Below are 24,011 nucleotides of genomic sequence, written 5' to 3' on the forward strand. Positions count from 1 at the left end.
CCGATGGTAGTGTGGGGTCTCCCCATGTGAGAGTAGGTCATCGTCAAGCTTTTAATACCAACCCCAGTATCGAAAGGTACTGGGGTTTTTTTATGGCTGTAGCTTCGGTTCGACAGACGATGACCCTGCGGGCGACTACGTCGTCACAAACGGCTGTCCTGCCGTTTTTTCAAGCGTTTAATACCAACCCCGAGCCAGAGATGGTGCGGGCGGTTCGACGCTTCGATTTTTTTATGCATGGGGAGGCCCGATCAGGGTGAGAGAGTTAGTGAGAGGGAGGCGGCGCAGCCTTTATGACTGTGGTATACAGTGCACTTAACTCACCAAAATAATCACGGTTCACTATGCGACATCCCATCAGTCTGGGCGTTCAAAGCGATTTTATTGTCTCGCATCTGGAGTCCGAATTAATTGATCATGCCGACTACGCGGTTTATCGGACGCCGGCGTCGCCGAATTTTTATTTCGGAAATTTCCTGGCGCTGAAAGTGCCGTTGTCGGAAAAATCCAGGCATGACTGGGAGCAGGCATTTGGTCATGCGTTTGACGGTGTGCCCGGTATCAGGCATCGAGCCTTTATCTGGCCTGTAGTCGAGGCGTCAGAAGAGACGGATATCCGCAGCTTTCTGGGTGCCCATTATGAGTTTACCGAGAATCATGTTTTGGCGATGCCAAGTGATGCGCTGATAGCTCCGCGTCGGCTGAATACTGAGATTCGTATAACGCCTTTTGGTGATGATGAATCCATCTGGTCACAATGGCGGGAGATTGCTGTCACCGAGCGCGAAGCTGGTCATGAGGAGGCGGATTACAGGAGATACCTGGCAGGTCGCGAAAAAACCTATCGAGACCTGGAGCGAGCAGGGTACGGAGATTTTTTTGGTGCGTTTAGCCGTGATCGTTTGCTGGGCTATGCCGGTGTGTTTGCCTTGAATGATCTGGCCCGATACCAGCAGGTTCAGGTCATCCCGGATTTTCAGAATAAAGGCATTGCCCGCACGCTGATCCATCATCTGGCGCAATGGGTGGCCACAAGGGCCAGCCGGCAAATTATCATCGCTGACGCTGACTACCATGCGAGTGCCTTGTACCAGAGCCTGGGCTTTAGGTTGTCGCAGCGCGAGGGCTGCTTGTGTCAGTGGCCCGGTTATGTCTCTCCAGGCCACTGAGCGCCGCTCAGATGGTTCTGAACTCCAGATCCCAGACACCATGACCCAGGCGAATGCCACGCCGCTCGTACTTGGTTTCGGGTCGTTGCTCGGGTCGGCCGGGTAGATAGCTGCCACTTCCCTGTGTATTTTCCCAGCCCTCGGCCGCTTCCATCACACCGAGCATGTGCTCGGCGTAGTTTTGCCAGTCGGTAGCCATGTGGAAGGTACCGCCCGGCGTCAGTTTTTTGCGCAACAAGGCGGCAAATTCCGGCTGAACGATGCGTCGCTTGTGGTGGCGTTTCTTGTGCCAGGGATCAGGGAAGAACAGTTGCACGGTGTCGAGGCTGTGATCAGCAATGCAGTGAGTCAGAAACTCGACCGCGTCTTCCTTGCACACACGTAGGTTGCTAATGCCCTCTTCCTGAACATGATGCAACAGTCGCCCGACACCGGGCGTATGTACCTCTACCCCGATAAAGTCTTTTTCCGGGGCTTGTTGAGCCATGCTCAGCAATGAGTCGCCGTTGCCGAATCCAATTTCAAAAACAACGGATGAGCGCCGACCGAATACTTTTGGCAAGTCATAGGGGCCGTGGCTGAGATCGAGCCCCAAAGTTGGCCAGCCATTTTCCAGAGCCAGTTTCTGACCTTCGGTCATGCGTCCGGTGCGCATGACAAAACTGCGAACCTTGCGTTGAATGGGGGTGAGTTCGTTGGTCATGAGGATTCCAGGTTTGTTCTCGAATGCATCAGTGGCGACGGGCCAGGTGCCAGGCCAGGGTAAACCAGCCGGTAATTAACAAAACCCCACCTATTGGTGTAATGGCTCCCAGTACAGGAACATCCAATAGAACAAGGGCGTATAAGCTACCAGAGAAAATCAGGGTACCAGCCAGTATCAGTAGCGTGGAAGTTAGTATGCCACGATGTGGGTAGCGCTGAAGATAAAGGCCTGACCAGAGCAGTGCCAGGGCATGAAACATCTGGTAGTGAACGGCGGTATCCCAGGTATCCAGTCGTTGCGGCGTGACCAGTGTTTCCAGCGCATGACTGCCAAACGCACCCAGAGCAACGCTGAGCCCGGCCAGCAAGGCCGCAATTGCGGTGAGTCGTTGACTGTGAGACATAGCGGTTGGTTCCCGGTTAGCGGACAGGTTTGAAGGTTGCCTTGCGTGGCAGCAAAGCCGGTATCAGTCAGACATAAAAAAGCCGCTTTTCAGCGGCTTTTTCAGACCAGACCTGTCGATCAGAAATCGATGGTCATGGCCTTTTTAACTTTTTTCATAGCATTCTTTTCCAACTGCCGGATACGCTCAGCGGAGACGCCATAGACATCGGCCAGTTCATGCAAGGTAGCTTTGTTATCACTCAGCCAGCGCTTTTGAATGATGTCTTTGGAGCGGTCATCCAGGTCTTCCAGAGCCGCAAATAACTGGTCATTGGCGTCCGTTTCATAGTTATCCTGCTCAACCAGGGCCGCCGGGTCGGCACCCTGAGCCTGCAGATAATGAACCGGGAACATGGCCGGGCCTTCATCGTCATCTTCATTGGGCGCATCGAAGGTGGCGTCATGGGCTGTCAGGCGACCTTCCATTTCGTAAACCGTTTTCAGGTTCACGCCCAGGTCATCGGCGATGTCCTGGGCTTCACGCTCGTTTAACCAGCCCAGACGCTTTTTGGAGCTGCGCAGGTTGAAAAACAACTTGCGTTGCGCCTTGGTGGTGGCCACTTTGACAATCCGCCAGTTGCGCAGAATGTACTCGTGAATTTCAGCTTTGATCCAGTGCACGGCAAAAGAGACCAGACGCACACCCACCTCGGGGTTGAAGCGACGCACGGCTTTCATCAGCCCGACGTTACCTTCCTGAATCAGATCGCCCTGGTTGAGCCCATAGCCTGAGTAGCTCTTGGCAATGTGAACAACAAAACGCAGGTGAGACATCACCAGGCGGCGAGCCGCATCAATGTCTTCCTGATAATACAAGCGCTCAGCCAGCTCTTTCTCTTCATCGGCCGTGAGCAGGTCAAAGGTGTTGACCGACTGTATATACGACTCGAGGCTTTGACCCGGGGCCAAAGAATCCAAAGCAAGCGCAGGAACACTGTTGTTCAGTTTCACGTTTTCTCCCTCCCCCGGACTCACCGGCATTCAAACCAGTGCACGCGGTGGAAATCAAATTAATTCACCGACTATATTAACAGAAGTCGGCTCTTGAACCCTAGTATCAGCGGTAAATGTTGTGCAAACCATCAATCAACATTAATGTTTTTGATAGCCAAATTCTATAGCCAATAGTCACCAGACACCGGTAGTGCCCTGTACCGTATACGTCGCCGGCCTTACACCGGTTCAACGGGGCTCGGCGTCCTTGAGGTGGCGCTGTAAAGCTATATGGGCACCAGCGAGGCTAACGCCGATAGAGGCCAGAATCAGAACCAGCGTATCAGTGAAGCCCAGCCAGGAGACATTGGCTTCCAGACCATAGGTGTTCAGGAAGGCGGTAAGCGGGCTGCGCAGCCACCAGGCCACGGCGGTGACCAGTATCCAGGCGGCAACACCCCCCAGCAGACCATACCAGATACCCAGATAGACGAAGGGACGACGCACAAAGGCCTCGGTAGCCCCCAGCAGTTTGATGACGCGAATTTCATCCTTGCGCGATTCTATCGCCAGCCGAATGGTGTTGCCGACGACCAGTAATACGGCGACACCCAACAGCAGGGCTAAACCGGTGACAACGCTGTAGATCAGCTCCAGAAACCGGTTCAGCCGGTCGATCCAGGCCAGATCGAGTTGCACGTCCTCAACTTCCGGCAAGCCGCGAATGATCAATTGCAGCGCTTCGAGCTGACTGCTGTTTTGCTGCGCCGGGACCACGACAATGCTGGCTGGCAATGGGTTGTCGGTGAACCCCAGTGCCTGCCGGTTGATGGACAGGGTTTCCTGAAACGACGTCCAGGCTTCGTCGGCGCTGATGTAGTAAGCGCGGGCGACTTCGGGGCGGGCGTCCAGTTCCCGGGTTAGTCGGTCTCCGTCTGAATCGGGCAGGCCCTGTTCCAGGTAGAGCGTGATCTGGCCGCCCTCCTGCCATTGCTCGGTTTGCGCCTGCAAGGAGGACAGCGCGAGGTAGAACAGGGTGGGAAGTGTCAGTGAAATGGCAATGACCAGCCAGGTCAGCGCGCTTGATACCGGACTGCGCAACAGACGCATCAGGGATTGACTGGCGCAGTCGCGGTGGTGGCGCAGCCAGGCAGAGCGGTTGCCCTGAGCGTTGTCACGCCGGCGGTTGGCCGAATTTGATACGGGTTTTTTGGTCGTAGGCCGGTTTGGCGTTCGGGTGCTCACGTGCGCCTCCCCTCAAACGGAGTGCTCATCAGCTTGCCGTCCTGAAGCGATGCAACCCGATAGTTTAGCCGTGCGATCAGCCCCAGATCGTGGCTGGCAATGAGCACCGTGGTGCCGACGCGGTTGAATTCGGAGAACAATTCCATAATGTCCCGTGATAAACCCGGGTCGAGGTTACCGGTTGGCTCGTCGGCCAGCAGTATCGCTGGTTTTTTTACAACGGCCCGGGCAATGCCAACCCGCTGTTGCTCACCGCCGGACAACTGTATAGGGCGATACTTTTCCCGCTCCAGCAACCCTACCTTGTCGAGCGCCGCACGCACTCGGCGGGTTACGTCTTTGGGATGTTCGCCGGCAATGATCAGTGGCAGGGCGACGTTGTCGTATACCGTCTGGTCCATCAGCAATTGATGGTCCTGGTGCACGATCCCCAGATTGCGCCGAAAATGCGGAATCTGGGAGCGGCGCAGCCGGTTCAGAATCTGGCCGTTAACCCGCAACTGCCCGGACGAGGCTTTTTCAATACGGGTGATCAGTTTAAGCAGGGTGCTTTTGCCAGCGCCACTGTGGCCAGTCAGAAACACCATTTCGCCTTTCTCTATGTGCAAGCTGACGCTCGACAAGGCTTCGTGCCCGCCTTCGTAGCGTTTGCTGACCTGGTCGAAGTGAATCATTCGGCGCGGGTATCCAGCAGCGCGTCGACAAAATCGCGCGCATTGAAGGGGCGCAAGTCGTCGACTTGCTCCCCGACGCCAATGAAGCGCACCGGAATGCCGAGTTTTTTCGCCAGCGCAAAAATAACGCCGCCTTTGGCGGTGCCATCCAGCTTGGTCAGGGCCAGGCCAGTCAGGTTGACGGCATCGGTGAAGCTCTGGGCCTGACTGATGGCGTTCTGACCAGTGCCGGCGTCGAGTACCAGCAAGACTTCGTGCGGGGCTGCGTCATCCAACTTTTTCATCACCCGGACGACCTTGGCCAGTTCGTTCATCAGGTTGTCTTTGTTGTGCAGTCGTCCGGCGGTGTCGGCAATAACCACATCGACACCGCGCGATTGTGCGGCCTGAACGGCATCAAAAATCACGGAGGCGCTGTCGGCCCCGGTGTGCTGGGCAATAACCGGCACCTTGTTGCGCTCACCCCATACCTGTAATTGTTCGACGGCCGCAGCCCGAAATGTGTCGCCGGCGGCGAGCAGGACGGAGTGGCCGTCGCTCTGGAACTTTTTGGTCAGTTTGCCAATGGTAGTTGTTTTGCCCACACCGTTTACGCCAACGACCAGGATCACATAGGGTTTTTGTGAGCCGTCGATGACCAGGGGCGATTCAACCGGTTGCAGTTGGTGCACCAGGGTGTCGCGCAGGGCATAGAGCAGGGCATCGCCGTCTTTGAGCTCCTTGCGGCCGACTCGTTCGGTCAATTCTTCAACGATGGCGGCTGTCGCCTCAATGCCGACGTCGGCCGTCAGTAACTGGGTTTCCAGTTCTTCGAGCAGGTCGTCATCAATGCTTTTTTTGCCCAGAAACATCGAAGCCAGGCCATCGGTAAAGGTCGAACGGGTGCGACCCAGCCCTTGTTTGATGCGGGCAAAAATGGATTCAGCCGGTGCTTCCGGCTTGGTCTGTTCGGTCTCGGGTTTCGATTTCTTTTTGCCAAAGCCCAGCATGGTAGCGTTGTAGCCTGTGTAATCGGTGAATGGGTAACTGCGGATCGATGCCGTAAAAAGAGCAACCAACTTCGGGACTGGGCCCGCTGTGTTGTCGGGCAGTTCAGAAAAACTGCGATAAAAGCCGCGCTATGCTAGCAAAATGCACCCGCCAGCCAAAGCCTTATTACGCAAGTTACAGAGTTCGGGTTCGCTTGGTGGCAATGGTCCGCAACGGCTGCCCGGGACGCCTCCGTGGGGTCGGGCGGGATGCCGCCCACTCAATCCATCCATGGCGGTCCGACGTCTCGGGCCTAGGCCGCAGCATCCCTGCTGCGGACTCCCCCACGGAGGCGCCCCAGGCAGCCATCGCTAGTCATTGCAACGAAAACTGAACTATGAAATATGAACAGTATCTTTCAGTAATGTTAATTCAGGCGCTAGAGGGAATGCGCGGGAGATATATCGGCGGCAGGGCAAGAAACGCCATGGATGGTGTAAACTGACCGTTGTCAGTACATTGATTCTCCCTATTGGATTTGCACAGGAACCCCATCCGTCTCATGTTCCATTTTAGTCGCCGCACACTCTGGCTCATCATTTTCGTGACCATTCCTCTGATCGTGGTGTTCAACCTGGTGGGCCAGGAAGAGGGTGTTGTCTCCGAGGTCGTCGAGCCCCAGGCCTGGTTTTTGGACGACCTGGCTGTGTCAACCGATGAGCGGGCTCCTGGTCGCACATTGTGGACGGTCGACCTGGACCAGGCCCGTCAGTTGCGGCTGACCATCACCCAGGATCTGATTCCGACCGAGCAACTGGACATTGCCATCGATGCGGCGGTCAGTACCTCTCGCCAGGGTGGGCAGTTTCAGGTAACGGTGGTTAACCCGCCCGATACGGACGCCCTTCAGGCCAGTGTCGATTTTCTGCAAAGCTGGTTGCCCGATGGTGACAGCCGCTCGGTGGTGCTCAGTGGTGATCTCGATGACGATCGCATGGCTGTCGCCCGGCGCCTGTTGGAGCCCCTGTTGGGCGAGGGGATGGTCAATCAGGTTGCGCCCCAGCCCTCGCTGGCACGGTTGAGGTCACCGCCCATGGGTACCAATGAACAGCTGGCGTTTTTGCTCTGGGTGGGCGTTCTACAGCAGCGGCTGAGTGGTTATGATCCTCAGGTGCGCTGGGACCATCGGGCAGAAACCAGCCAGGTGCTGATTAACCAGACGCTCAGCACGGACCTGTTCGTGCCGGTGACGGAAGAGGAGCTTGAGCCCGTCAGAGCGGCCTATACCGCCTCGGCCGAGCAACGCAGCCGCAGCGCCGAGCAGATTCATCGCTATCTGGTGACCTCCGCGGTTTACGACTTACCCGCCGATTTTCTGGTATCGCAGCAACAACGATTGTCAGCTATTACGCTGGCAGATGTGAATGCGGCCCGCGCGAACAGCCAGCCATAACCCGTCATGCCCATCATTGACTAAGAGGACACAATGCCCAAATCCGCTCGAAAAGGCCCTGGCCGGGGCGCAGGGTCGCTGCGCATTATTGGAGGTGAATACCGGGGGCGCCGGCTTGGTATTGCCAATTTGGAGGGGCTGAGGCCCACCGGCGACCGCCAGCGTGAAACCCTGTTCAACTGGTTGCAGGTTCAGACCCCGGGTGCCCGGGTGCTGGATGCCTTTGCTGGCACCGGTGCGCTGGGGCTTGAAGCGGCCTCGCGCGGGGCCTCGCATGTTTGGCTGCTGGAGAAGCAACCACAAGCCGTGGCCAGCTTGAAACAGGCCGTTTCGACGCTCGGCTGTGCTGCGACCGTGGTGCAATGCGATGCGCTGGCCTGGTTGGCCCGGGCAGAGACCGAGCCCTTTGATCTGGTCTTTCTGGATCCGCCCTTCGCGGCCGGGCTGTGGACCGATGCCCTCGCGGCGCTGATTGCACAGAAGCGCCTCGCCGAGCGTGCCCTGGTTTACCTGGAAAGCCCCCGGCAACAGACACTGGCCCTCCCGGACGGGTTGCAATTGATGAAGGAAAAGCACAGTGGCGATGTCAGCATGCGACTCTATCAATGGACCGGGACGGCAATGGACGGGAACTGACCGGTTGACATTGACCCATCTTCACTGACTGGCCTAGAGTTATTTTTTAACCTTCTCAGAGGTGCGAATGACTCCGGACATGCTTAAGGCGCGGTTTGACCGCCAACAGGCAGCCTATCGGTTGCATCCATACCCCAGCTTGGCTGAGCGGCGTTTTCGCTTGCAGAAACTGAAACAACTGATTCTGGATAACCAGACGGCACTGGCCGATGCCCTGAATCAGGATTTTGGCTGTCGGTCCAAAGGGGAAACGCTGAACGCTGAAGTACTGCCGGCCATTCTTGGCATTAACCACACGCTGCGGCATCTGAAAGGCTGGATGAAGGCACGCAAACATCTGGTGCCGCTGCTGTTTCAACCCGCCCACAGCAAGGTGTTGCCACAACCACTCGGCGTAGCCGGCATTATCGTGCCCTGGAACTACGCCCTCTATCTGGCGATAGGGCCGATGACCGCTGCGCTGGCGGCGGGCAACCATTGCATGGTGAAGGTGTCTGAATTCACGCCAGCCTTCGGCGCGTTGTTTGAGAAGCTGATCGACGAAACCTTTGATGATGGCGTGATCACGGTCGTCAATGGCGATGTTGATACCGCGCGTGCATTCTCGGCGCTGCCGTTCGATCATCTGCTGTTTACCGGCTCCACCGAGGTGGGCAAGGCCGTAATGGGGGCTGCAGCGCAGAACCTGACGCCTGTTACACTCGAACTCGGCGGGAAAAGCCCGGCCGTTATTGATACCAGTATTCCGATTGCAGAAGCGGCGGAACGGCTGGCCTTTGGCAAGTGCCTGAATGCAGGCCAGACCTGCATCGCCCCGGATTATATTCTGTGCCCGCCGGATCGTATTGACGCCTTTATCGACGCCTTCCACCAGTCGGTCAGTCGCATGTACGGCAAGGTCATCGAGAATTCGGACTATTCCTCGGTCATCAACGACCGTCAACGCCAGCGCTTGAATGACTGGTTACAACAAGCCGAAGCCGATGGTGCGCAATTGCACTGGGGCGACCAGCCCCCTGGGCTGGATGCCGGCAGCGGTAAAATGCCCCCGGTATTGCTCACCAATGTCTCATTAGACAGCGCGGTCATGCAGCAAGAATTGTTTGGCCCTATTTTGCCCATCATCCCGTGCGAAACCGACTTGGAAGCACAGCGATTCATTAACAGCCGACCCCGGCCACTGGCGCTCTACCTCTTTGGATACGACCGGAGCTGGCAGGCCAAGTTCGAACACAGCACCCACAGTGGCGCGTTGGTCATCAATGAGGCGTTATTTCACGCCACTCTGGATAACATTCCCTTTGGCGGCGTAGGGGCGAGTGGCATGGGGCACTATCACGGCAAAGCCGGGTTCGACACGTTTTCCAAATTGAAACCGGTGGTGGGCAAGCAAAAGTTGAATAGCCTTAAACTGGTGTATCCGCCCTATGATGGATGGGTGCAACGGCAGTTGAGACGATTCTTTCTCAGGTAACTGGTATGCCAAGGAACCAGGCCATTGATTTGTGCCGTCCGAGCGGCTGGGGTAACATTCGCGCGCGTTGAATAACCGGGAGCGCAACATGGTACGCACCGTAGTATACCCAGGCACCTTCGACCCCATTACCTATGGGCATATGGATCTGGTCGAACGGGGTCTGCGGCAATTCGATAAGGTTATCGTCGCCGTCGCGGCCAGCCCGAAGAAAAAGCCGCTGTTCAGCTTGGAGCAACGTGTTGCTCTGGCTCGCAAAGTCACCGAAAACATGGGCAATGTGGAAGTTGAAGGCTTTCGCAACCTGCTGGTCGATTTTGCCCATGAGAAAGGTGCGCAGACTATTTTGCGCGGGTTGCGCGTGGTCAGTGACTTCGAATATGAATTTCAGCTGGCCAACATGAATCGGGTGCTGGCACCGGATGTCGAGAGCCTGTTTCTGACGCCATCCGAGCAGTATTCCTTCATTTCGTCTACCTTTGTTCGTGAGATTGCCCTGCTGCACGGGGATGTCACCAAAATGGTGCACCCGATCGTGCAAGAAGCGCTGGCCGAGATTTATCAGCAGAACGATTGATTCTGCTTAGCTACATCATTGCCGCGAGGCAGACTGTGAGAGGATGTTGTCATGGCCCTGTACATCACCGATGAATGCATCAACTGCGATGTGTGTGAGCCGGAGTGTCCCAACGATGCGATTTCCGAAGGCGAGGAAATCTACGTAATCGACCCGCAGTTGTGCACCGAATGCGTGGGACATTACGATGAACCCCAGTGCCAGCAGGTCTGCCCGGTAGATTGCATCCCCCACGACCCGTCACACGTTGAAAGCAAAACCCAACTGCAGGACAAATACGAGCGCATCATGGCCGCTCAGGCATGATCTGAGCCCTTTGGGCTCATCAACTTCGGGTCGTCAACAGCGCCTTGAGTCCGCGACGGGTGGTCGGGCTGCTCCTGCGGGGGCGCCGTGAAAACCTCCCTGTTGGCTTAACTTCGGCATCCATGCCTCAGATACCCCCGCAGAAGCAGCCCGGCCACCCATCGCTAATCTATTGCTAAATTTGAATCCTGCGTATTAATAACTCAGCTGGGTTCCCGGCTGAATCTGCTGATCCTTACTGGCAATCATGCCAATGCTGGCTCCGGGCGAGGTCAGAAAGGTGTTGGTCTGGCTGAACAGGCGGCCACTGGCGGGCGCGGGTACCTGTACCCGTTCCGGGCGATGGCTGTCGAGCAGCACTATTTCGGCCAGAAGGTCGCCGGCGTCTACCCAGTCTCCGAGCGCCCGGTGATATACCACCAGGCCATTGGCCGGTGAGGTGATCACTTTTACCTGGTCGACATTGATGCTCAGCGTGTCGCCCTGCTGTGGCTGGGCTTTGGCGCTGCTGTTGGAAACAAACCCCTGTTGCTCAAGAAACGCCAGCAACCCTTCTGCATCTTGCCGGGCCAGGGCGTCGCTGACGTCTTTCTGGCCGCGCAGCTCCACCGTGGCGGCAAAGCAGGGTTCGGCAAAGGGTTTGCCGGTGTTTTCAGCCAGGGTGATCCAGGGTTGGGTGTGGCTGCCGTCAAAGGCGACGGTGCCCCGAACGTCTTCCTCGAGCCGGATGGCGAAGCCGAGGCAATCGGCCAGTTGTGTGCCGATAGGACGTTGATGATCGCCATAGAATACATGGGGCAGTGCGTGGTCGTCACAATGCAGATCGAGCATCAGATGGGCGTCGATTGATTGGCTCAGCAGGGCTTTGTGCAGGGCTTCGATTTCGTAGTGGGCGGGTTTTTCCTCTACCAGTTGACGCAGAGCGGCCCGCACTTGCACATCATTCCGGTCAGCTTCTGCATTCAGCAAATGTCCCACTCTGTGCGTCAGCGCTCCGGTTGACAGTGACATGCCCCGGTTGAAATTTTGCCCCGTGGTGGCGTCAAACCGGCCTGGAAATTTGCCGAACAATCGCTGGTTCATACCGACCGGGTTGGCGAAAGGCACAATCACAATGCGTTGCCGGATCTGGCCTGCCTGCTCAAGCGCGTCCAGTTTTTCCATCAAATGCTGAAGCGTCAGCAAGCCAGGCCATTCATCGGCGTGCAAACCCGCCTGAAAGTAGGCTTTGCGGGGGCCGTCGCCGTATTCATGAACGGTCAGGTGACGTTGCATGCCGGGTGCCGGTGGGGGCAGCGGCAGGTGTGTTGTTTTCATGGTTTGGTCCAACGGGTGTGTGCAGTCGGTGCGAGTTTACTGGCGCCCGCACAGCAATAACAGAGGCTTGTTGTCGAGCGGTTTGAGGGGGGACCAACCTTGGTAACCCTAGCGGAGTGCTAACTGGTACTGGCGGACCGATTTGCGCAATAGCAGCCACGGGCCAGCAGTGGAATCTGGAGGGCAGTGCCCACAGGGCGTTGCAGTACGGATTCCAGAAAGCTGGTGTTGGCTGTGCACGTGATACCACTGTTCACAGGTCCGGCGTAAACCAAAGCACCGCCGGGTCGTTGAATCAACACAAACGGTGTCGCAGGAATGAGGGATCGCATGGCCACTGGAAGATCGCTCAACCGAGTTGTGTTGAATGTGGTAGATGTACCGTACTCGGTCCGCAGTGCAGCAAGATGGTCTGCAGAATACCGATTGCACTGGCACTGAGGGTCTTTAACAATAATGACCCTGGCCCTTTGGTACTCTAGGTTTGCTGGCATCTCCTGAGACAAGGCAGTTCCATAATCCCGTAACCTGGGGAACTGTTCCAGGATGCGCTGGTCAGCATCAAAGGTTACGATCAGCTTGGCCTGAAACCACCAGAAGCCAGCGACGATGGCTACAAGCCAGCACAATGCCAGAGCGGTGAGTGCAGTCTGCTTGACGCGACTAGACATCAAATCGATTCAGTTCCAGGTGCAAGGCGCTGAAGGTAGCACTGAGGCTGCTCAGATCGGCCTTCGAGTCACCCATGGCACTGTGGACCCTGCGGGCCAGTTCAGCCAGCGTGTTGATGTCCTCTTCCAGCTGCCGCGTAGCGACGGACTGCTCATCGGTTACTTGTCGAATGCGTTCGTTCTCACTGACAACAATGCCAATTTGTTCATGCAACTGAGCGGCGCTTTGCTGCACACCCTGAGTTTGCTGAGCGTTTTCGCGAACCTGCTGAACGGCCGCGTCCATAGCCTCTACGGAGGCAGTTGAGCGCTGCGTTAACCGTTGCAGAACATCATTGATTTCAACGGTCGATGCCTGAGTTCGGGTCGCCAGTGAGCGGACCTCATCAGCAACAACCGCAAAGCCACGACCCTGCTCACCGGCACGAGCCGCCTCAATGGCGGCATTCAAGGCCAGCAAATTGGTTTGTTCTGCAATGGTGTTGATGACCGCCAGGGTCTTACCCACTTCGGCACAATCGTCAGCCAACTGGCCGATGACAGAGCGCGTGTCGTTCAATTGGTCGGTGAGCGACTGAGACGAAGATAAGGTGTCAGCGACTTGCGCCTGAACGGCGTCGTTGACCTCTTTGCTGTTTGCGGTTGACCGGGCCACGGTATCGGTGGCTTCAGCGACATCGCGGGCATTTTGGGACCATTGTTGCAATTGACTCAAGGTTCCCTGAAACCGGTGTTCCTGATCTTCCGTGTCGCCGACCAGTTGCCCGATCCGGTTTTCCATTGTGCGAGTTGCCGTTATCAGCACCTGGCTCTCACTGAGTGTTTTAGCCGTCACCGAACGCATGCTTTCCAACATGCTGTTAAAGCTCTTCAATACGGGACTGTGGGCGTCGTCAGCCCGACTTGTCAGATCAATACGCCCCGCATCTGCGGTGATCCGGTGGCTGACGGTTGCCAATTCCCGTGCAGTATCCAGCATTTGTCGAACAGGCCGGGTAAGAATGACAAGTATAAGGGTCTCAACGATGGCATAGGTGGCGTGTAACATCACGAATCCCAGCGGGTTGAAACCATTGGACTGCAGGTATGCCAAGTCATACACAAAGACCGGGCTGCCATTGTATTGCAGGTAAGCAAAACTGACGTGATGCACGGCAATGACGAACAGCGCCGCCACCAACGCCCAAATGTCAAGGAACGCAAACACGACCGCCAGCAACACGAAAAAGCCGAAGTGCATTTCAATCAGTCCATGCATTTGGTGAACGTGCAGTGCCGTCATGGCCATGAATGCGGCGCCATAAACCATGCGGACCAGCCTTGTTCCGGGACTCAGGTGGTTCAAGATCAGCGGGCCGGCTGCTATTAGGGTGCCAAGCACCAGCACCTCGAACCATGTTTGATGAACGGTCGCAAGTCCCAGTGCCAGAAGCCAAAGGGCGATCAACACGAGCGACAGCATGTTGGTTATTTTCTGCTCGAATGTAAAGATTAGGTTGTCTGACTGCATAGGTTGGTACTCACTCAGTGACTTGCGGAGTCGTTGCGCCGTGTTGCGGCCTTGTTTCCATGATCTGCCTGTTAGGGTATCGGTCAATTCAGGCTGAAACATTAGGAAATTTTAATGTGCTGACGCTGATCGTCTCGTTGGAGTTTCGGTCTTGTGTATTATCGAATCTTTGCCGTTTTACACCTTGGTTTAGGTCATGTTTATGAAGCCGTCAAAATGCGAACGTCCAGTTCTTCGGCCAGAACGACAGCATGAAGCGCTGCCAATACGGATCGCTGGGACGTTTGTATGTGATGGAAAATATCCTGATGGAGCTTAGCATCCTTGTCGTCGCTGATGCTGCATTCCAGGCTGTACTGGGCGAATTGGGTCAGTTCGTGCAGGATGCCGGCCAGGTGATTGGGGCATTCACAGTTCAGTGCGGGTTTGATGTTCTTCAGACGGGACAGTTCTTCGAGACTGAATCCGCCGGACCCCGGTGCTAACTGGCTGAGCCGGTCCAGAAACCAGCGTGTTGTCGGCGCTCCTTTGTGACATTCGTAGCCGAGTCGTTCAAGGTGAGTCAGTTGTCGGCGGTTTGCGTAGTCATAGCAGAGTATCGATTGCGCCTCCTGACTGTCAGGCAATTCATACAGCAAGTCGTCTGTTAGCGTTGGGCATTCGATCACCCAGAGGTCCGCTCCCGGAGGCCGCTTCTCCAGAGTTGCCGAGGGCACAAAATCGGCTTGTGGCACCTGAGCCGCAAAGGCGCTGTAGTGGCGGCCGTACCAGCCGATAACCAGGCGGCGCTGGTCGCGTTCGGTATGCTGGCGCAGACTGGCCATTGGCCACTCGGCCAGAGTGGCCAGACTAAAGCCTTGCTGGCGTAACCGATCGATGCGTTGGATGCGTTCAATGTCCTGATCGCTGTAGCGGCGCTGGCCACCACCGCTGTTGAAACTGGGGCCAATGCCGTAACGCCGGTGCCACTGGCGCAAGGCGTGAGCGCTCAAGCCAGTCAGTGTGGCGGCCTCTCCGATCCGTTTTCCGGTATTCATGGGGTCTCTCAGTCGCTGGTTCAGTTTAACGGCGTCGGGCGTTGTACAGGTCTTGTCTAATCTTTGCGGTCCCTGAACCCGATATCTCATCTAAAACTGATACATCCTACGAATGAATGGACGAACCGTATCTTTTCCCGCGGGTTGAATGCTGAATAAAGCGCGCCACCCTGTTGGGAGTTGATCGGTTCAGATCCAGTCGAACGAATTAGGATAGGTGCAACGATGAATGCTCACAATCCGGCCTGGTTTGCTGCGGCGGCCGACGCAGAGTACAACAGTTACGCCGAATGGAGCCGCCTGCATCCGCTGCTGACGGCGGAACAGGAGCGTGCCTGGCTGCAACAGCATCAGGATGCCTCACTGGCACTGGTCCGACTGACACAGGGCATTGGGAAAGCCTGGTGGCAGGCCCGCTACCCGGGGTTGGACTGGTCGCAACGCGACTGGATTAAGACGGTTTGGGATAAACGACCGAACCATGCCGATATGACGGCCCTGCGTGCCTGGTATCTGGATCACCATCGCGGACAGAGCATGTTGCCGCGCCTGTGGCGGCGGCTGCTACAGGCCCGTGAAATGCTGCTTGGGTCGAACATCCGCCTGGTGTTCAGCGTGGCGCATCAGCACGTCAACCAGGGGCTGGATCTAACCGACCTGGTGCAGGAGGGTCAATTGGGTTTAATGCGTGCCCTGGAAAAGTTCGACGTGCGCCAAGGCACACGGTTTTCGACCTACAGCCATTACTGGATACAGCAATTTATTCGACTTGGCCTGAAAAACCAGGCAGCGCTGATTCGCAAACCCACTAACGTGGTCGATGATGTTAAACGGTTTCAGCGGCAGCTGGTGATGGTGCAACAGTCGGCAGGCAAGCCGGTGTCGGTAGCGACCATCAGTAAAGAACTCAACATGGACGAAGCTCAGGTCAGGCATTTTCTGGAACTGGGGTTAAGCCCGCTGTCGCTGGATGCGCCTTTGTCGGATGACGGGGCCGACAGCTGGGCCAGTCATCTGGAAGCGACCGATCTGACTACCTATGAGGCAACTGAACAGAGCGAGGTGATCGACCGGATCCGGCAGTCGCTGGGCATTTTGGGCCACCGCGAGAAGGTCATCGTGGCCCTGCGTTATGGCATTCAACAAGGTCGTGAATATGGGTACCGGGAAATTGCGGATCAGCTTGGCGTCAGTCGGGAGCGAGTCCGCCAGCTGGAAAAAGAAGCGCTGACGAAACTCCGGCTGCATTGGGACAAGCCCGATTCAATGGCGGCGCAGTGAATCAGACGACCGGGTTTACAGCGAGGTAAGGCGCGCAATTAATTGCTCGCCTTGCTGCCACAACGCAGTGCGTTCTGCCTCACTTTTTTTATCCAGGTTCCGGTACATCAGGCCCATTCGACCATTGCTGCGAAAACGATCCTGATGGCGCATTAAAAAGTGCCAGTACAATCCATTGAACGGGCAAGCGCGGGTGCCCGTCGACTCTTTTACCTTGTACCAGCAAGTTTTACAGTAGTCCGATTGCCGGTTGATGTACTGGCCAGAAGCCGCGTAGGGCTTGCTGGTCATGCGGCCGCCGTCGGCATGAAGCGCCATGCCCAGAGTGTTGGGTCGTTCTACCCACTGATAGGCGTCCACATAAACGCTCAGATACCACTCGCTGACCGCCTCCGGATCCAGCTCCGCAATCAACGCGAAATTCCCGGTGACCATGAGGCGTTGGATATGGTGCGCGTAGCCATAAGCCCGGGTTTGGGTCACTGTCTGATGCACGCAGTTCATGCGGGTTTCCCCGGACCAGAAATAGGTCGGGAGGTTTTGGTGATGGTCGAGGCCGTTTTGGGGTTCGTACAGGCGCAGGTGCCAGTATAGCCCCCGCACGAACTCCCGCCAGCCAATGATTTGTCGAATAAAACCCTCGGCGGCGTTCAACGGTATCCGGTCGCGGTAATAGGCATCGGCCACCGCCTCACAGACTTCCAGTGGGCTCAACAGCCCCTGATTCAGAGCCGATGATAAGCGGCTGTGAAACAGCCAGGGCTCACCGTTGGCCATGGCATCCTGATAGTCGCCGAAACAGTCCAAATGGCTGACCGCATGGTTTAGCGAAGCTTCAGCCTGAGCGCGCGTCACCGGCCAGAGGCCCGGTTGAACGTCACCCCAGCCATCAGCGAACTGGTCGTCGATCATGGCTGCAACGCGCTGGTCGATGCTGTCTGGCTCGAACAGCAGGGGGGCTGGTGTCGGAGGGTCGCCACGCCAGGCGCGGCGGTTGTCGGCATCGAAATTCCATTGGTCGCCTTCTGGCCGGTTGTCTTCAGTCATCAGCAGACCGGTGCGCTGGCGCATCCAGCGATAGAAATACTCCATGCGCAAGGCCTTGCGACCGTCCGCCCAGGCGGCAAAATCGGTTAGGGAGATCAAAAAACGCGTATCTTCCAACACCTCGACCGGGCATCCAAAATGCGTCTCCCAGTGGGCGATGTCAGTCAGCAGCCGGTGCTCGCCGGGTTCGGTTACCACGATGCGGTCAACGGGGTTTTCGGTGACCACAGCTTCGACGGCCTCTCGCAAACTGGCGTAGACCCTAGCGCCATCCAGCGGGAGGTAACGTACACGCCAGCCAGCTGACGCCAGCGTATCGGCAAAATGCCGCATGGCACTGAAGCAGTTGAAGAGCTTTTGCCGGTGATGCGGCACATACCGGGCTTCAGCCCAGACCTCGGCCATGACGATGAAATCGCGGTCGCGGTTCAGGCGCCGAAGGGTCGGCAGCGTCCGGGAAAGCTGGTCACCAAGAATAAGACCGAGTTGCATGCGAGCCTCTGCGGGAAACGGTTAGGGTTGCAAAGGTACGGAATGAACCGGGGTCTGGATGGTTGACGATCAGAGCGTGTGTTGCCAGCGTTGCAGCCATTGCTGGCTGTCGCTGAGAAAGTCTCCGGTGTGAACGAAGCCGGTTTGGGCCAGTACCGCCTGTGAGGCCAGATTGCCGGTGGCCGTCACGGCAACAACCCGGGTTAGACCCTCGCGTTGTGCGGCCGCGCACAACCAGCGCACCAGTTCTGTGGCATAGCCCTGGCGGCGCCAGTCGGGGTGAGTGCGGTAGCCCAGCTCGACCGTTCCGTTGATGGGCGGGCCCTTGAATCCACCCGCGGCAACGGCATTGTCTTGCGGGTAAACGCAAGCCGGGCGGTACCAGTGCGCCTCAGATGGGTTGGTCTGCATCAGGTTTTGCAGTTCCAGCAGCAGTGCGGGGTGACCGAACAGGAAGCGGCACTGCTCTGGCCGGGCCTGCAGTGCCGCGATATCCGCATCGGAAAGCCAGTCGATACGCAATGGCGTACTGGAGACTGGCTGTTTTTTAGGGGTCATTCGTTGTCCAGCAGATCCCGCGAGCGCAGGTCGGACAGGCGCTTCATCAGGTGCTCCAGTTCAGCGTGCTTTTCACGCCGCTCACTGACCCGGTCTTCCAGAAAGTCGATGACCTGCTTTTGCAACTTGACCTTGCTCAGGCGGTTGATATTGGTGATGCCACCGGGGTTGCAGACGTTGACTTCGAGCAGGCGTTCGCCAATCAGGTCCAGGCCGACAAAGTCGAGGCCATCGGCGACCAGTTTGGGGCCGATTTTCCGGCAAACGCGTTTTTGTTCTTCCGTCAGTTTCCAGATATGGGCACTGCCACCAGCCTGGATGTTGGCGCGAACATCGCCGTCTGCCGGCTTGCGATGGTAAGCGCCGATGGCCTTGCCATTGAGCATGAGCACTCGCACATCACCGTGCTCCGCCCCCTCAATGTAGGCTTGCAGAATGACGTAGTTGTTGCGCTCCCGGTCGATGTAAAAGTCGAGCAGGCTCTTGATGCTCGATTGTGCCGCTTTTTCGAGCACGATGACGCCGTGGCCACCGCTGCCATCCAGAGGCTTTAGAATCCACTTGGCGCGGTCACTCTCGCGAATCACGCGCAGCAGGTAATCCTTGTTCTTGGAGACATGGGTCTCCGGCAGAAAGTGGTTTTCCGGGTCGTGAAAGGTGGTGGTGTACAGCTTGTTACTGGCTTTGCGCACGCCGTCGACGTCGTTGATGACCAGGGTCTCGTTCTTGACGGCATCAAGGAAGCTCAGAATGGTCGGGTCGATGGGCGGATCCTTACGGATCATGATGCAGTCGAAGGCATGCAACGGCAGCATTTTTTCATCGAAACGAATCTTCTTGTACAACGTGGAGACGCTTTCCGGCACCTTGTCGATCGGTTGAATCACCCGCGAAAAGCCGTTCACCACGTTGTTGCGCACGGTCAGGTTCTGCGGGTAGAGCAGCGCTACCTTGTGGCCGCGCGTCAGGCATTCCTGGATCATCACCAGGGTAGAGCTTTTGCCGGGTTCGATGTCTTCCCAGGCGTTGATCAGAAAAGCAATGTACATGGCTTACCCTTTGCGAATAGTCGAAGTTGGCGATTATTGGATGCGATGCTGCCATCAGCCTAACCCCTCGATGGCCAGGCGGCAACCGGGCCGCGGAGTTTACGGTTTAACCCCTGGGCGCTGCAAAGGCTTTATGCGTCAGCCGTCCTGGTGATCGGTTGCCGGGTCGTCTTTCAGGCTGTGGTAGCCCCCCACGACCCGGGTTGCCGTGGTGATGACGCATAGACCGAAAAATGCCCAGGCAAGCCCGGCAAAGTGCCCCGGAAACAGGCACATGGCGACCAGGAACGCGATGGTTTCGGTGCCCTCGGCCAGCCCCTCAAGGTAGTAGAAGCCTTTGCTGGGGTAGGTCATGCTGCTCAGCTTGCGCCGCTCGGCCAGAATGGCATAGGCGAGAAAACTGCTGGCGGTGCCCATGAAACCCCAGAGCAGAAACGCTGCCGCCAGCGCGTTGTCGGCCGGGTTAGCCAATGCAAAGCCGGCCACCACGGCCGCGTAGAAGATAAAATCCAGCACGATGTCGAGCAGTGCTCCGCCGTCTGTGGCGCCTTGCAACCGGGCGAGTTCACCATCGAGCCCGTCGGCCAGCCGGTTCAGCAGAACGGCGATCAGCGCCAGGCTATAAAGCTGAAACGCCAGCAGAGGCATCACCAGCATGCCCAGTGCAAAACCGGCCAGGGTGACCTGATTGGCGCGAATGCCCTGTTGGTCGCAGCCTCGGGCCAGCCGTTTAAGCGGGGGTTTGGTCAGGGTCAGGGTCCAGCGGTCAAGCATCGGAGGTCTCCAGGGTAATCAGCCGGCCCTGTACGGGCCGGTCGGCCGGGTCGTGGGTAACCATCAGCGCTGGTATGCCAAGCTCAATGATGCGGCTGAACACCCAGTCCCGGAACTGGCCGCGCAAGTGCTGATCCAGCTTGGAAAAGGGTTCGTCCAGCAAGATCAGGCGCGGTTCGGCCAGCAGGGTACGCAACAGGCTGATGCGGGCGCGTTGCCCGCCGGACAGGGTGGCGACGTCGCGCCGTTCAAAGTCAGCCAGTCCGGCACTGGCCAGAGCCGACGCAATGCGCTCGCGCTTTTGCGCTCGGTTCAGGCCACCGGGCAGCGCGAACACCAGATTCTGATAAACGTTCAGGTGCGGGAACAGCAGGTCGTCCTGAAACAGAATACCGACCTGGCGGTGTTCAATGGGCACACTGAGCAGGCTTTGGCCATTGAGCCGGATGTCGCCGCCCAGCTCAAAGACCGGTGGCAGGGTGCCGGAAATGGCGGCGAGCAGCGTTGATTTGCCGGACCCACTAGGCCCCATAACGGTCCCGATTTGTCCGGGTTCCAGATGCACCGTCAGTGGCTGGAAAAGCGGGCTGTGATTGAGCGCGAGGCTCAGCTGTTCAATGTCGAATGCCATGCGTTGTCCGTTTATGTCAGGTTTGGCTCTGCTGCAGGGCCCGGTGATGTCGGTAACGCCAGGCCGCCAGTGACAGCGCCAGTGCAAAGCCGATCAGCGGCAGCAACTGCTGCACCAGTGCATAAACCGCCATGCTGCGCCGGTTACTGCCACTGGCCAGACTGACGGCCTCGGTGGTAATGGTGGCAAAGCGTCCGCCGCCGATAAACAGTGTCGGCAGGTACTGGGCGACCGATACCGCAAAGCCGGTGGCCAGGGTATAACCCAGCGGCCGCCACAACTGCCCGAGTTTAATACGCCAGAACGTCGCCAGCCTATGGCCGCTGAGGCTCAGGCCAACCCAGGTGTAGCGCTCGTCATAGGCGCGGTAGGGGCCGCTCAGTGTCAGAAAGGTGTAGGGCAGCACGAACACGAGATGCGACCAGACCAAGACCCACCAGCGTCCACCCAGCTCCAGCCAGGCCAGACTGACCTGAAAACCGAACAGGAAGGCAATTTGCGGCACCAGCAGCGGTAAATACACCACCCAAAGCAAGCGTTGAGCCGTAAAGCCCGGTTTCAGCTGGCGCAACCGTACCTCGTTTTCCAGCGCACCAATCACCAGCACCAGTGCGATGACCGCTGCGCTCAGCCCGGTGCTGAGTGTCAGCCAGAGCGGGTCGAGCAGGCGCTCCGGAGCACTGACCCAGGTGCGGGAGCTGAAAGGATCGGGCCAGAGCCCGGGGAAGCGCCACTGACCGGCAAAGGACCAAAGGATCAGGACGAGCAGCGATCCCAGGTAAAAAAAGGTGCCGGGTATCAGTACCAGTGACGCCCAAATACGCAAACCCAGCCTCAGACGAGGGCGTTTACCATTGCTCAGCAGACGCAGACACAGCCACCGCAGGGGGCGTTCCAGATAGTACAGAATGGCCAGCGACAGAACCGTCACCAATAATAGGGTTGTGGCGGCTGCCGCCCCTGGTAAACGCAGCAGCAGGTCCGGGTCGTTGAACAGTCGGGTGGCCATTACGGCCAGGGTCGGTGGCGCGGTAGGGCCGGCAATGAGCGCAATGTCCACAACCGACAGGCTGAAAGCGACCACGGCGTAGAACGGCAGCCTCAAGCGGCCGTAAAGGACGGGCCAGATCAGCGTCAGCCAGACCTTGCCCGGGCGATAACCCAGGCTGGCACCGAGCCAGAGCGTTTTTTCCACCTTCAGAGCAGGAAGGGACGCCAGCGCCATGAACAACAGAAACGGAATTTCCTTCAGCGCCAGAACCAGCATCAGGCTAAGGCCATAGGGGTCTTTGAACGTCATCCAGTTGGGCGGGTACTCCGGCCAGCCAGTCAATACCGCAAGCCAGCGAACCAGCCAGCCGCTGGGGGCGACCAGGAAGCCGATGCCGATGGCAAAGGCGGCATGGGGAACCGACAGGATGGGCGCCAGCAGTTTCTCCAGTCGGCGAAAGCCCCGGGACGGGTAAAAGGCCATCAGAATCAGCAACGTAGCGCCCAGTGCCAGCAGGGATGAGCCAAGGCCAGTGAGCACCGACAGGCGCAGGGCCGTTCCCGTGCCCGGATAGTGCAGCAGCTCAAGCCAGGGAGCCAGCGACAACGAACGCTGTTCCAGCGCGGGGAACCAGCCAAAAGCGGGTAACCAGGTGCCCGCCAGCCCGACCAGTACCGGTGTTAGAAACGCCAGTAGCAGCAGGCGCGGGAACCAGGGGAGTAACCGGGTGATCAACGGGCGTAACGTTGTTGCCAGGCGCGTTCCAGGGCCGGAACCCAACTGGCGTCCGGTTCGCGCAGCACCGCGCCGAGCTCATCGGCCGAGAGTGTGGCCACGCCTGCCGGCAGTTGCTCGAACAGTGCCCGGTCGGATTCGGCCAGCTTGTCGAGCGCCAGCACCGTGGGGTCACCCCAAATCGAGGTATCGGCTTTGTGGGCCTGGGCTTCCGGTGACATCAGGAAGTTGGCAACCACCTGCGCCGCCGCTGTGTTGTCGCTGTTGTAGGGGATGCCGATAAAATGCGTATTGCCGATGGAGCCAGCGTCATGAACGTAGGTACGCACCGTGTCGGGCAGTTCACCGTTGGCGATGGCATTGCTGGCATCGTTCGGATTGAACGACAGCGACAAGACAATTTCACCATCGTTCAATAGCTGCGTCATTTCCGGGGCGCCACTGGTAAAGGTCTCTCCGTTGCGCCACATCAGCGGGTGCAGCAGATCCAGGTAGGCCCAGAGCGGTTCGGTGACGGTGTCGAAGTCGGCCTCATCTACCGGGCTGTACAGGGGGTCACGATCGGCGGCCAGCTCGAGCAGGGCCTGTTTGAGAAAGGTGGTGCCGTGAAACGCCGGTGGTGCCGGGTAGGTAACCCGGCCTGGATTGTCGCGGGCAAAGTCGAGCAGATCGAGCATGGAGCGAGGTGTTGCATCGACACGCGCCGTATCCGCCATAAACACCAGTTGTGCCATGCCCCAAGGGGCTTCGAGGTTGTCGACCGGAGTGGTGAAATCAAACAGGGTGGTGGGTTTGTTGTCGGTATCGACCAGGGGGTAGTTTGGCAGATCCTGGGTGAACGGGCCGAACAACAGGTCGTTCTCTTTCATCGCGGCGAAGTTTTCACCGTTGATCCAAACAAGGTCAGCAGCGCCACCGCTATCGCGACCGGCGGTTTTCTCCGACAGAATCTGGCTGATTGTTGTGCCGATTTCGGCCACTTTAACGTGTTCGAGTGTTACTTCGAACTCGTCTTCAACCCGCTCGGCAGCCCAGCGCAGGTAGTCGTTGATGACCTCACTGCCGCCCCAGGCGTGAAAATAGACCGTCTGGCCCCGGGCTTGTTCCAGCGTCCCGGTCCAGTTGGTTTCCGCCAGGGCTGTACCCGTGGCCAGTGTTGCCGTCAGGGTCGCGGCGAGCGCCCAGCGATGTCGAGTCATGCGGTATCCTTTTTAAAACTGATTGATGTAATGGGTCGTCTATGCTGTCGGTCGTAGAGGCCAGATACGTGTTGCAGCTTGTGTGTGGGTCTCCGACCGATCCCTGCCGGGATAATGGTACCTTAAATGAGAG

General features: G+C 57.7%; 25 protein-coding genes. 8 read left to right on the top strand and 17 right to left on the bottom strand.

The window, feature by feature from the left end:
• Nucleotides 1–260: hypothetical protein (locus EP166_RS21360; protein WP_220432661.1), on the top strand; the 260-nt coding region annotated here is incomplete at its 5' end.
• 84 nt (nucleotides 261–344) lie between these two features.
• Nucleotides 345–1,169, top strand: coding sequence for a GNAT family N-acetyltransferase (locus EP166_RS20140; RefSeq protein ID WP_127560503.1), 825 nt, complete (start codon nucleotides 345–347; stop codon nucleotides 1,167–1,169).
• Between the two features lie 7 nt (nucleotides 1,170–1,176).
• Here EP166_RS20140 and trmB read toward each other — a convergent pair whose 3' ends face one another.
• The 6 genes from trmB to ftsY form a co-directional block, all read right to left on the bottom strand.
• Nucleotides 1,177–1,872 (bottom strand): tRNA (guanosine(46)-N7)-methyltransferase TrmB, encoded by a 696-nt coding sequence (trmB, locus tag EP166_RS20145; RefSeq protein ID WP_127560505.1) that lies wholly within the window; start codon nucleotides 1,870–1,872, stop codon nucleotides 1,177–1,179.
• A 28-nt stretch (nucleotides 1,873–1,900) separates the two neighbouring features.
• Nucleotides 1,901–2,278: a DUF423 domain-containing protein gene (locus EP166_RS20150; protein WP_127560507.1), complete on the bottom strand. Its 378-nt coding sequence runs from the start codon at nucleotides 2,276–2,278 to the stop codon at nucleotides 1,901–1,903.
• Between the two features lie 119 nt (nucleotides 2,279–2,397).
• Nucleotides 2,398–3,270 (bottom strand): RNA polymerase sigma factor RpoH, encoded by an 873-nt coding sequence (rpoH, locus tag EP166_RS20155; RefSeq protein WP_246026362.1) that lies wholly within the window; start codon nucleotides 3,268–3,270, stop codon nucleotides 2,398–2,400.
• Between the two features lie 231 nt (nucleotides 3,271–3,501).
• Complete coding sequence (gene ftsX / locus EP166_RS20160; protein WP_127560511.1) at nucleotides 3,502–4,497, bottom strand: permease-like cell division protein FtsX; 996 nt, start codon at nucleotides 4,495–4,497, stop codon at nucleotides 3,502–3,504.
• Nucleotides 4,494–5,171 (bottom strand): cell division ATP-binding protein FtsE, encoded by a 678-nt coding sequence (ftsE, locus tag EP166_RS20165; RefSeq protein ID WP_127560513.1) that lies wholly within the window; start codon nucleotides 5,169–5,171, stop codon nucleotides 4,494–4,496. The genes ftsX and ftsE overlap by 4 nt, the downstream gene beginning before the upstream one ends.
• Nucleotides 5,168–6,229 carry a signal recognition particle-docking protein FtsY gene (gene ftsY, locus EP166_RS20170; protein ID WP_246026363.1) on the bottom strand — a complete coding sequence of 354 codons (1,062 nt, stop codon included), beginning with the start codon at nucleotides 6,227–6,229 and terminating at the stop codon, nucleotides 5,168–5,170. Before ftsY ends, ftsE begins: the two co-directional genes overlap by 4 nt.
• A 473-nt stretch (nucleotides 6,230–6,702) precedes the next feature.
• Between ftsY and EP166_RS20175 the strand changes: the two genes are divergently transcribed.
• From EP166_RS20175 to EP166_RS20195, 5 genes are all read left to right on the top strand, one after another.
• Entirely contained in the window at nucleotides 6,703–7,593 is an 891-nt protein-coding gene (locus EP166_RS20175) for a hypothetical protein (RefSeq protein ID WP_127560515.1), read from the top strand.
• Nucleotides 7,594–7,626: 33 nt separating this feature from the next.
• Nucleotides 7,627–8,229: a 16S rRNA (guanine(966)-N(2))-methyltransferase RsmD gene (gene rsmD / locus EP166_RS20180; RefSeq protein ID WP_127560517.1), complete on the top strand. Its 603-nt coding sequence runs from the start codon at nucleotides 7,627–7,629 to the stop codon at nucleotides 8,227–8,229.
• A 67-nt stretch (nucleotides 8,230–8,296) separates the two neighbouring features.
• Complete coding sequence (locus EP166_RS20185) at nucleotides 8,297–9,703, top strand: coniferyl aldehyde dehydrogenase (protein WP_127560519.1); 1,407 nt, start codon at nucleotides 8,297–8,299, stop codon at nucleotides 9,701–9,703.
• Between the two features lie 88 nt (nucleotides 9,704–9,791).
• Nucleotides 9,792–10,280 carry a pantetheine-phosphate adenylyltransferase gene (gene coaD / locus EP166_RS20190; RefSeq protein ID WP_127560521.1) on the top strand — a complete coding sequence of 163 codons (489 nt, stop codon included), beginning with the start codon at nucleotides 9,792–9,794 and terminating at the stop codon, nucleotides 10,278–10,280.
• Between the two features lie 51 nt (nucleotides 10,281–10,331).
• A complete protein-coding gene (locus EP166_RS20195) occupies nucleotides 10,332–10,586 on the top strand; it encodes a YfhL family 4Fe-4S dicluster ferredoxin (RefSeq protein ID WP_127560523.1) in 255 nt (84 codons plus the stop codon).
• A 195-nt stretch (nucleotides 10,587–10,781) separates the two neighbouring features.
• Here EP166_RS20195 and EP166_RS20200 read toward each other — a convergent pair whose 3' ends face one another.
• From EP166_RS20200 to EP166_RS20210, 4 genes are all read right to left on the bottom strand, one after another.
• On the bottom strand, nucleotides 10,782–11,903 hold the full coding sequence (locus tag EP166_RS20200; RefSeq protein WP_127560525.1) for a succinylglutamate desuccinylase/aspartoacylase family protein: 1,122 nt from the start codon (nucleotides 11,901–11,903) through the stop codon (nucleotides 10,782–10,784).
• 119 nt (nucleotides 11,904–12,022) lie between these two features.
• The gene (locus EP166_RS21830; RefSeq protein ID WP_425470074.1) at nucleotides 12,023–12,574 is read right to left on the bottom strand and encodes a DUF6436 domain-containing protein; all 552 of its coding nucleotides are present in this window, start codon (nucleotides 12,572–12,574) and stop codon (nucleotides 12,023–12,025) included.
• Entirely contained in the window at nucleotides 12,567–14,084 is a 1,518-nt protein-coding gene (locus EP166_RS20205) for a methyl-accepting chemotaxis protein (protein ID WP_164744035.1), read from the bottom strand. Before EP166_RS20205 ends, EP166_RS21830 begins: the two co-directional genes overlap by 8 nt.
• 200 nt (nucleotides 14,085–14,284) lie before the next feature.
• Complete coding sequence (locus EP166_RS20210; RefSeq protein WP_164744036.1) at nucleotides 14,285–15,121, bottom strand: MerR family transcriptional regulator; 837 nt, start codon at nucleotides 15,119–15,121, stop codon at nucleotides 14,285–14,287.
• Between the two features lie 225 nt (nucleotides 15,122–15,346).
• Here EP166_RS20210 and EP166_RS20215 point away from each other — a divergent pair, with 225 nt between their 5' ends.
• The gene (locus EP166_RS20215) at nucleotides 15,347–16,402 is read left to right on the top strand and encodes a sigma-70 family RNA polymerase sigma factor (protein WP_127560531.1); all 1,056 of its coding nucleotides are present in this window, start codon (nucleotides 15,347–15,349) and stop codon (nucleotides 16,400–16,402) included.
• Nucleotides 16,403–16,417: 15 nt separating this feature from the next.
• On the opposite strand, the gene EP166_RS20220 is transcribed toward EP166_RS20215, so the two are convergent.
• From EP166_RS20220 to EP166_RS20250, 7 genes are all read right to left on the bottom strand, one after another.
• The gene (locus EP166_RS20220) at nucleotides 16,418–17,941 is read right to left on the bottom strand and encodes a cryptochrome/photolyase family protein (protein ID WP_127560533.1); all 1,524 of its coding nucleotides are present in this window, start codon (nucleotides 17,939–17,941) and stop codon (nucleotides 16,418–16,420) included.
• A 69-nt stretch (nucleotides 17,942–18,010) separates the two neighbouring features.
• A complete protein-coding gene (locus EP166_RS20225) occupies nucleotides 18,011–18,499 on the bottom strand; it encodes a GNAT family N-acetyltransferase (protein WP_127560535.1) in 489 nt (162 codons plus the stop codon).
• Entirely contained in the window at nucleotides 18,496–19,548 is a 1,053-nt protein-coding gene (gshB, locus tag EP166_RS20230; protein ID WP_127560537.1) for a glutathione synthase, read from the bottom strand. The genes EP166_RS20225 and gshB overlap by 4 nt, the downstream gene beginning before the upstream one ends.
• Nucleotides 19,549–19,686: 138 nt before the next feature.
• Nucleotides 19,687–20,322, bottom strand: a complete 636-nt coding sequence (locus EP166_RS20235) for a CDP-alcohol phosphatidyltransferase family protein (RefSeq protein WP_127560539.1) — start codon at nucleotides 20,320–20,322, stop codon at nucleotides 19,687–19,689.
• On the bottom strand, nucleotides 20,315–20,953 hold the full coding sequence (locus EP166_RS20240; protein ID WP_127560541.1) for an ATP-binding cassette domain-containing protein: 639 nt from the start codon (nucleotides 20,951–20,953) through the stop codon (nucleotides 20,315–20,317). Before EP166_RS20240 ends, EP166_RS20235 begins: the two co-directional genes overlap by 8 nt.
• A 16-nt stretch (nucleotides 20,954–20,969) precedes the next feature.
• A complete protein-coding gene (locus EP166_RS20245) occupies nucleotides 20,970–22,724 on the bottom strand; it encodes an ABC transporter permease (protein ID WP_127560543.1) in 1,755 nt (584 codons plus the stop codon).
• Nucleotides 22,676–23,878 (bottom strand): ABC transporter substrate-binding protein, encoded by a 1,203-nt coding sequence (locus tag EP166_RS20250; RefSeq protein ID WP_127560545.1) that lies wholly within the window; start codon nucleotides 23,876–23,878, stop codon nucleotides 22,676–22,678. The genes EP166_RS20245 and EP166_RS20250 overlap by 49 nt, the downstream gene beginning before the upstream one ends.
• Nucleotides 23,879–24,011 lie beyond the last annotated feature (133 nt).

It is taken from the genome of Saccharospirillum alexandrii, from assembly GCF_004000275.1.
Classification (GTDB): Bacteria; Pseudomonadota; Gammaproteobacteria; order Pseudomonadales; family Natronospirillaceae; genus Saccharospirillum; species Saccharospirillum alexandrii.

Excerpts from the sequence above, each read along its gene's own strand:
- EP166_RS20140 (WP_127560503.1), top strand. The coding sequence starts at position 345 with ATGCGACATCCCATCAGTCTGGGCGTTCAAAGCGATTTTATTGTCTCG.
- trmB (WP_127560505.1), bottom strand. The coding sequence starts at position 1,872 with ATGACCAACGAACTCACCCCCATTCAACGCAAGGTTCGCAGTTTTGTC.
- EP166_RS20150 (WP_127560507.1), bottom strand. The coding sequence starts at position 2,278 with ATGTCTCACAGTCAACGACTCACCGCAATTGCGGCCTTGCTGGCCGGG.
- ftsE (WP_127560513.1), bottom strand. The coding sequence starts at position 5,171 with ATGATTCACTTCGACCAGGTCAGCAAACGCTACGAAGGCGGGCACGAA.
- EP166_RS20175 (WP_127560515.1), top strand. The coding sequence starts at position 6,703 with ATGTTCCATTTTAGTCGCCGCACACTCTGGCTCATCATTTTCGTGACC.
- rsmD (WP_127560517.1), top strand. The coding sequence starts at position 7,627 with ATGCCCAAATCCGCTCGAAAAGGCCCTGGCCGGGGCGCAGGGTCGCTG.
- EP166_RS20185 (WP_127560519.1), top strand. The coding sequence starts at position 8,297 with ATGACTCCGGACATGCTTAAGGCGCGGTTTGACCGCCAACAGGCAGCC.
- coaD (WP_127560521.1), top strand. The coding sequence starts at position 9,792 with ATGGTACGCACCGTAGTATACCCAGGCACCTTCGACCCCATTACCTAT.
- EP166_RS20195 (WP_127560523.1), top strand. The coding sequence starts at position 10,332 with ATGGCCCTGTACATCACCGATGAATGCATCAACTGCGATGTGTGTGAG.
- EP166_RS20200 (WP_127560525.1), bottom strand. The coding sequence starts at position 11,903 with ATGAAAACAACACACCTGCCGCTGCCCCCACCGGCACCCGGCATGCAA.
- EP166_RS21830 (WP_425470074.1), bottom strand. The coding sequence starts at position 12,574 with ATGTCTAGTCGCGTCAAGCAGACTGCACTCACCGCTCTGGCATTGTGC.
- EP166_RS20205 (WP_164744035.1), bottom strand. The coding sequence starts at position 14,084 with ATGCAGTCAGACAACCTAATCTTTACATTCGAGCAGAAAATAACCAAC.
- EP166_RS20210 (WP_164744036.1), bottom strand. The coding sequence starts at position 15,121 with ATGAATACCGGAAAACGGATCGGAGAGGCCGCCACACTGACTGGCTTG.
- EP166_RS20215 (WP_127560531.1), top strand. The coding sequence starts at position 15,347 with ATGAATGCTCACAATCCGGCCTGGTTTGCTGCGGCGGCCGACGCAGAG.
- EP166_RS20220 (WP_127560533.1), bottom strand. The coding sequence starts at position 17,941 with ATGCAACTCGGTCTTATTCTTGGTGACCAGCTTTCCCGGACGCTGCCG.
- EP166_RS20225 (WP_127560535.1), bottom strand. The coding sequence starts at position 18,499 with ATGACCCCTAAAAAACAGCCAGTCTCCAGTACGCCATTGCGTATCGAC.
- gshB (WP_127560537.1), bottom strand. The coding sequence starts at position 19,548 with ATGTACATTGCTTTTCTGATCAACGCCTGGGAAGACATCGAACCCGGC.
- EP166_RS20235 (WP_127560539.1), bottom strand. The coding sequence starts at position 20,322 with ATGCTTGACCGCTGGACCCTGACCCTGACCAAACCCCCGCTTAAACGG.
- EP166_RS20240 (WP_127560541.1), bottom strand. The coding sequence starts at position 20,953 with ATGGCATTCGACATTGAACAGCTGAGCCTCGCGCTCAATCACAGCCCG.
- EP166_RS20250 (WP_127560545.1), bottom strand. The coding sequence starts at position 23,878 with ATGACTCGACATCGCTGGGCGCTCGCCGCGACCCTGACGGCAACACTG.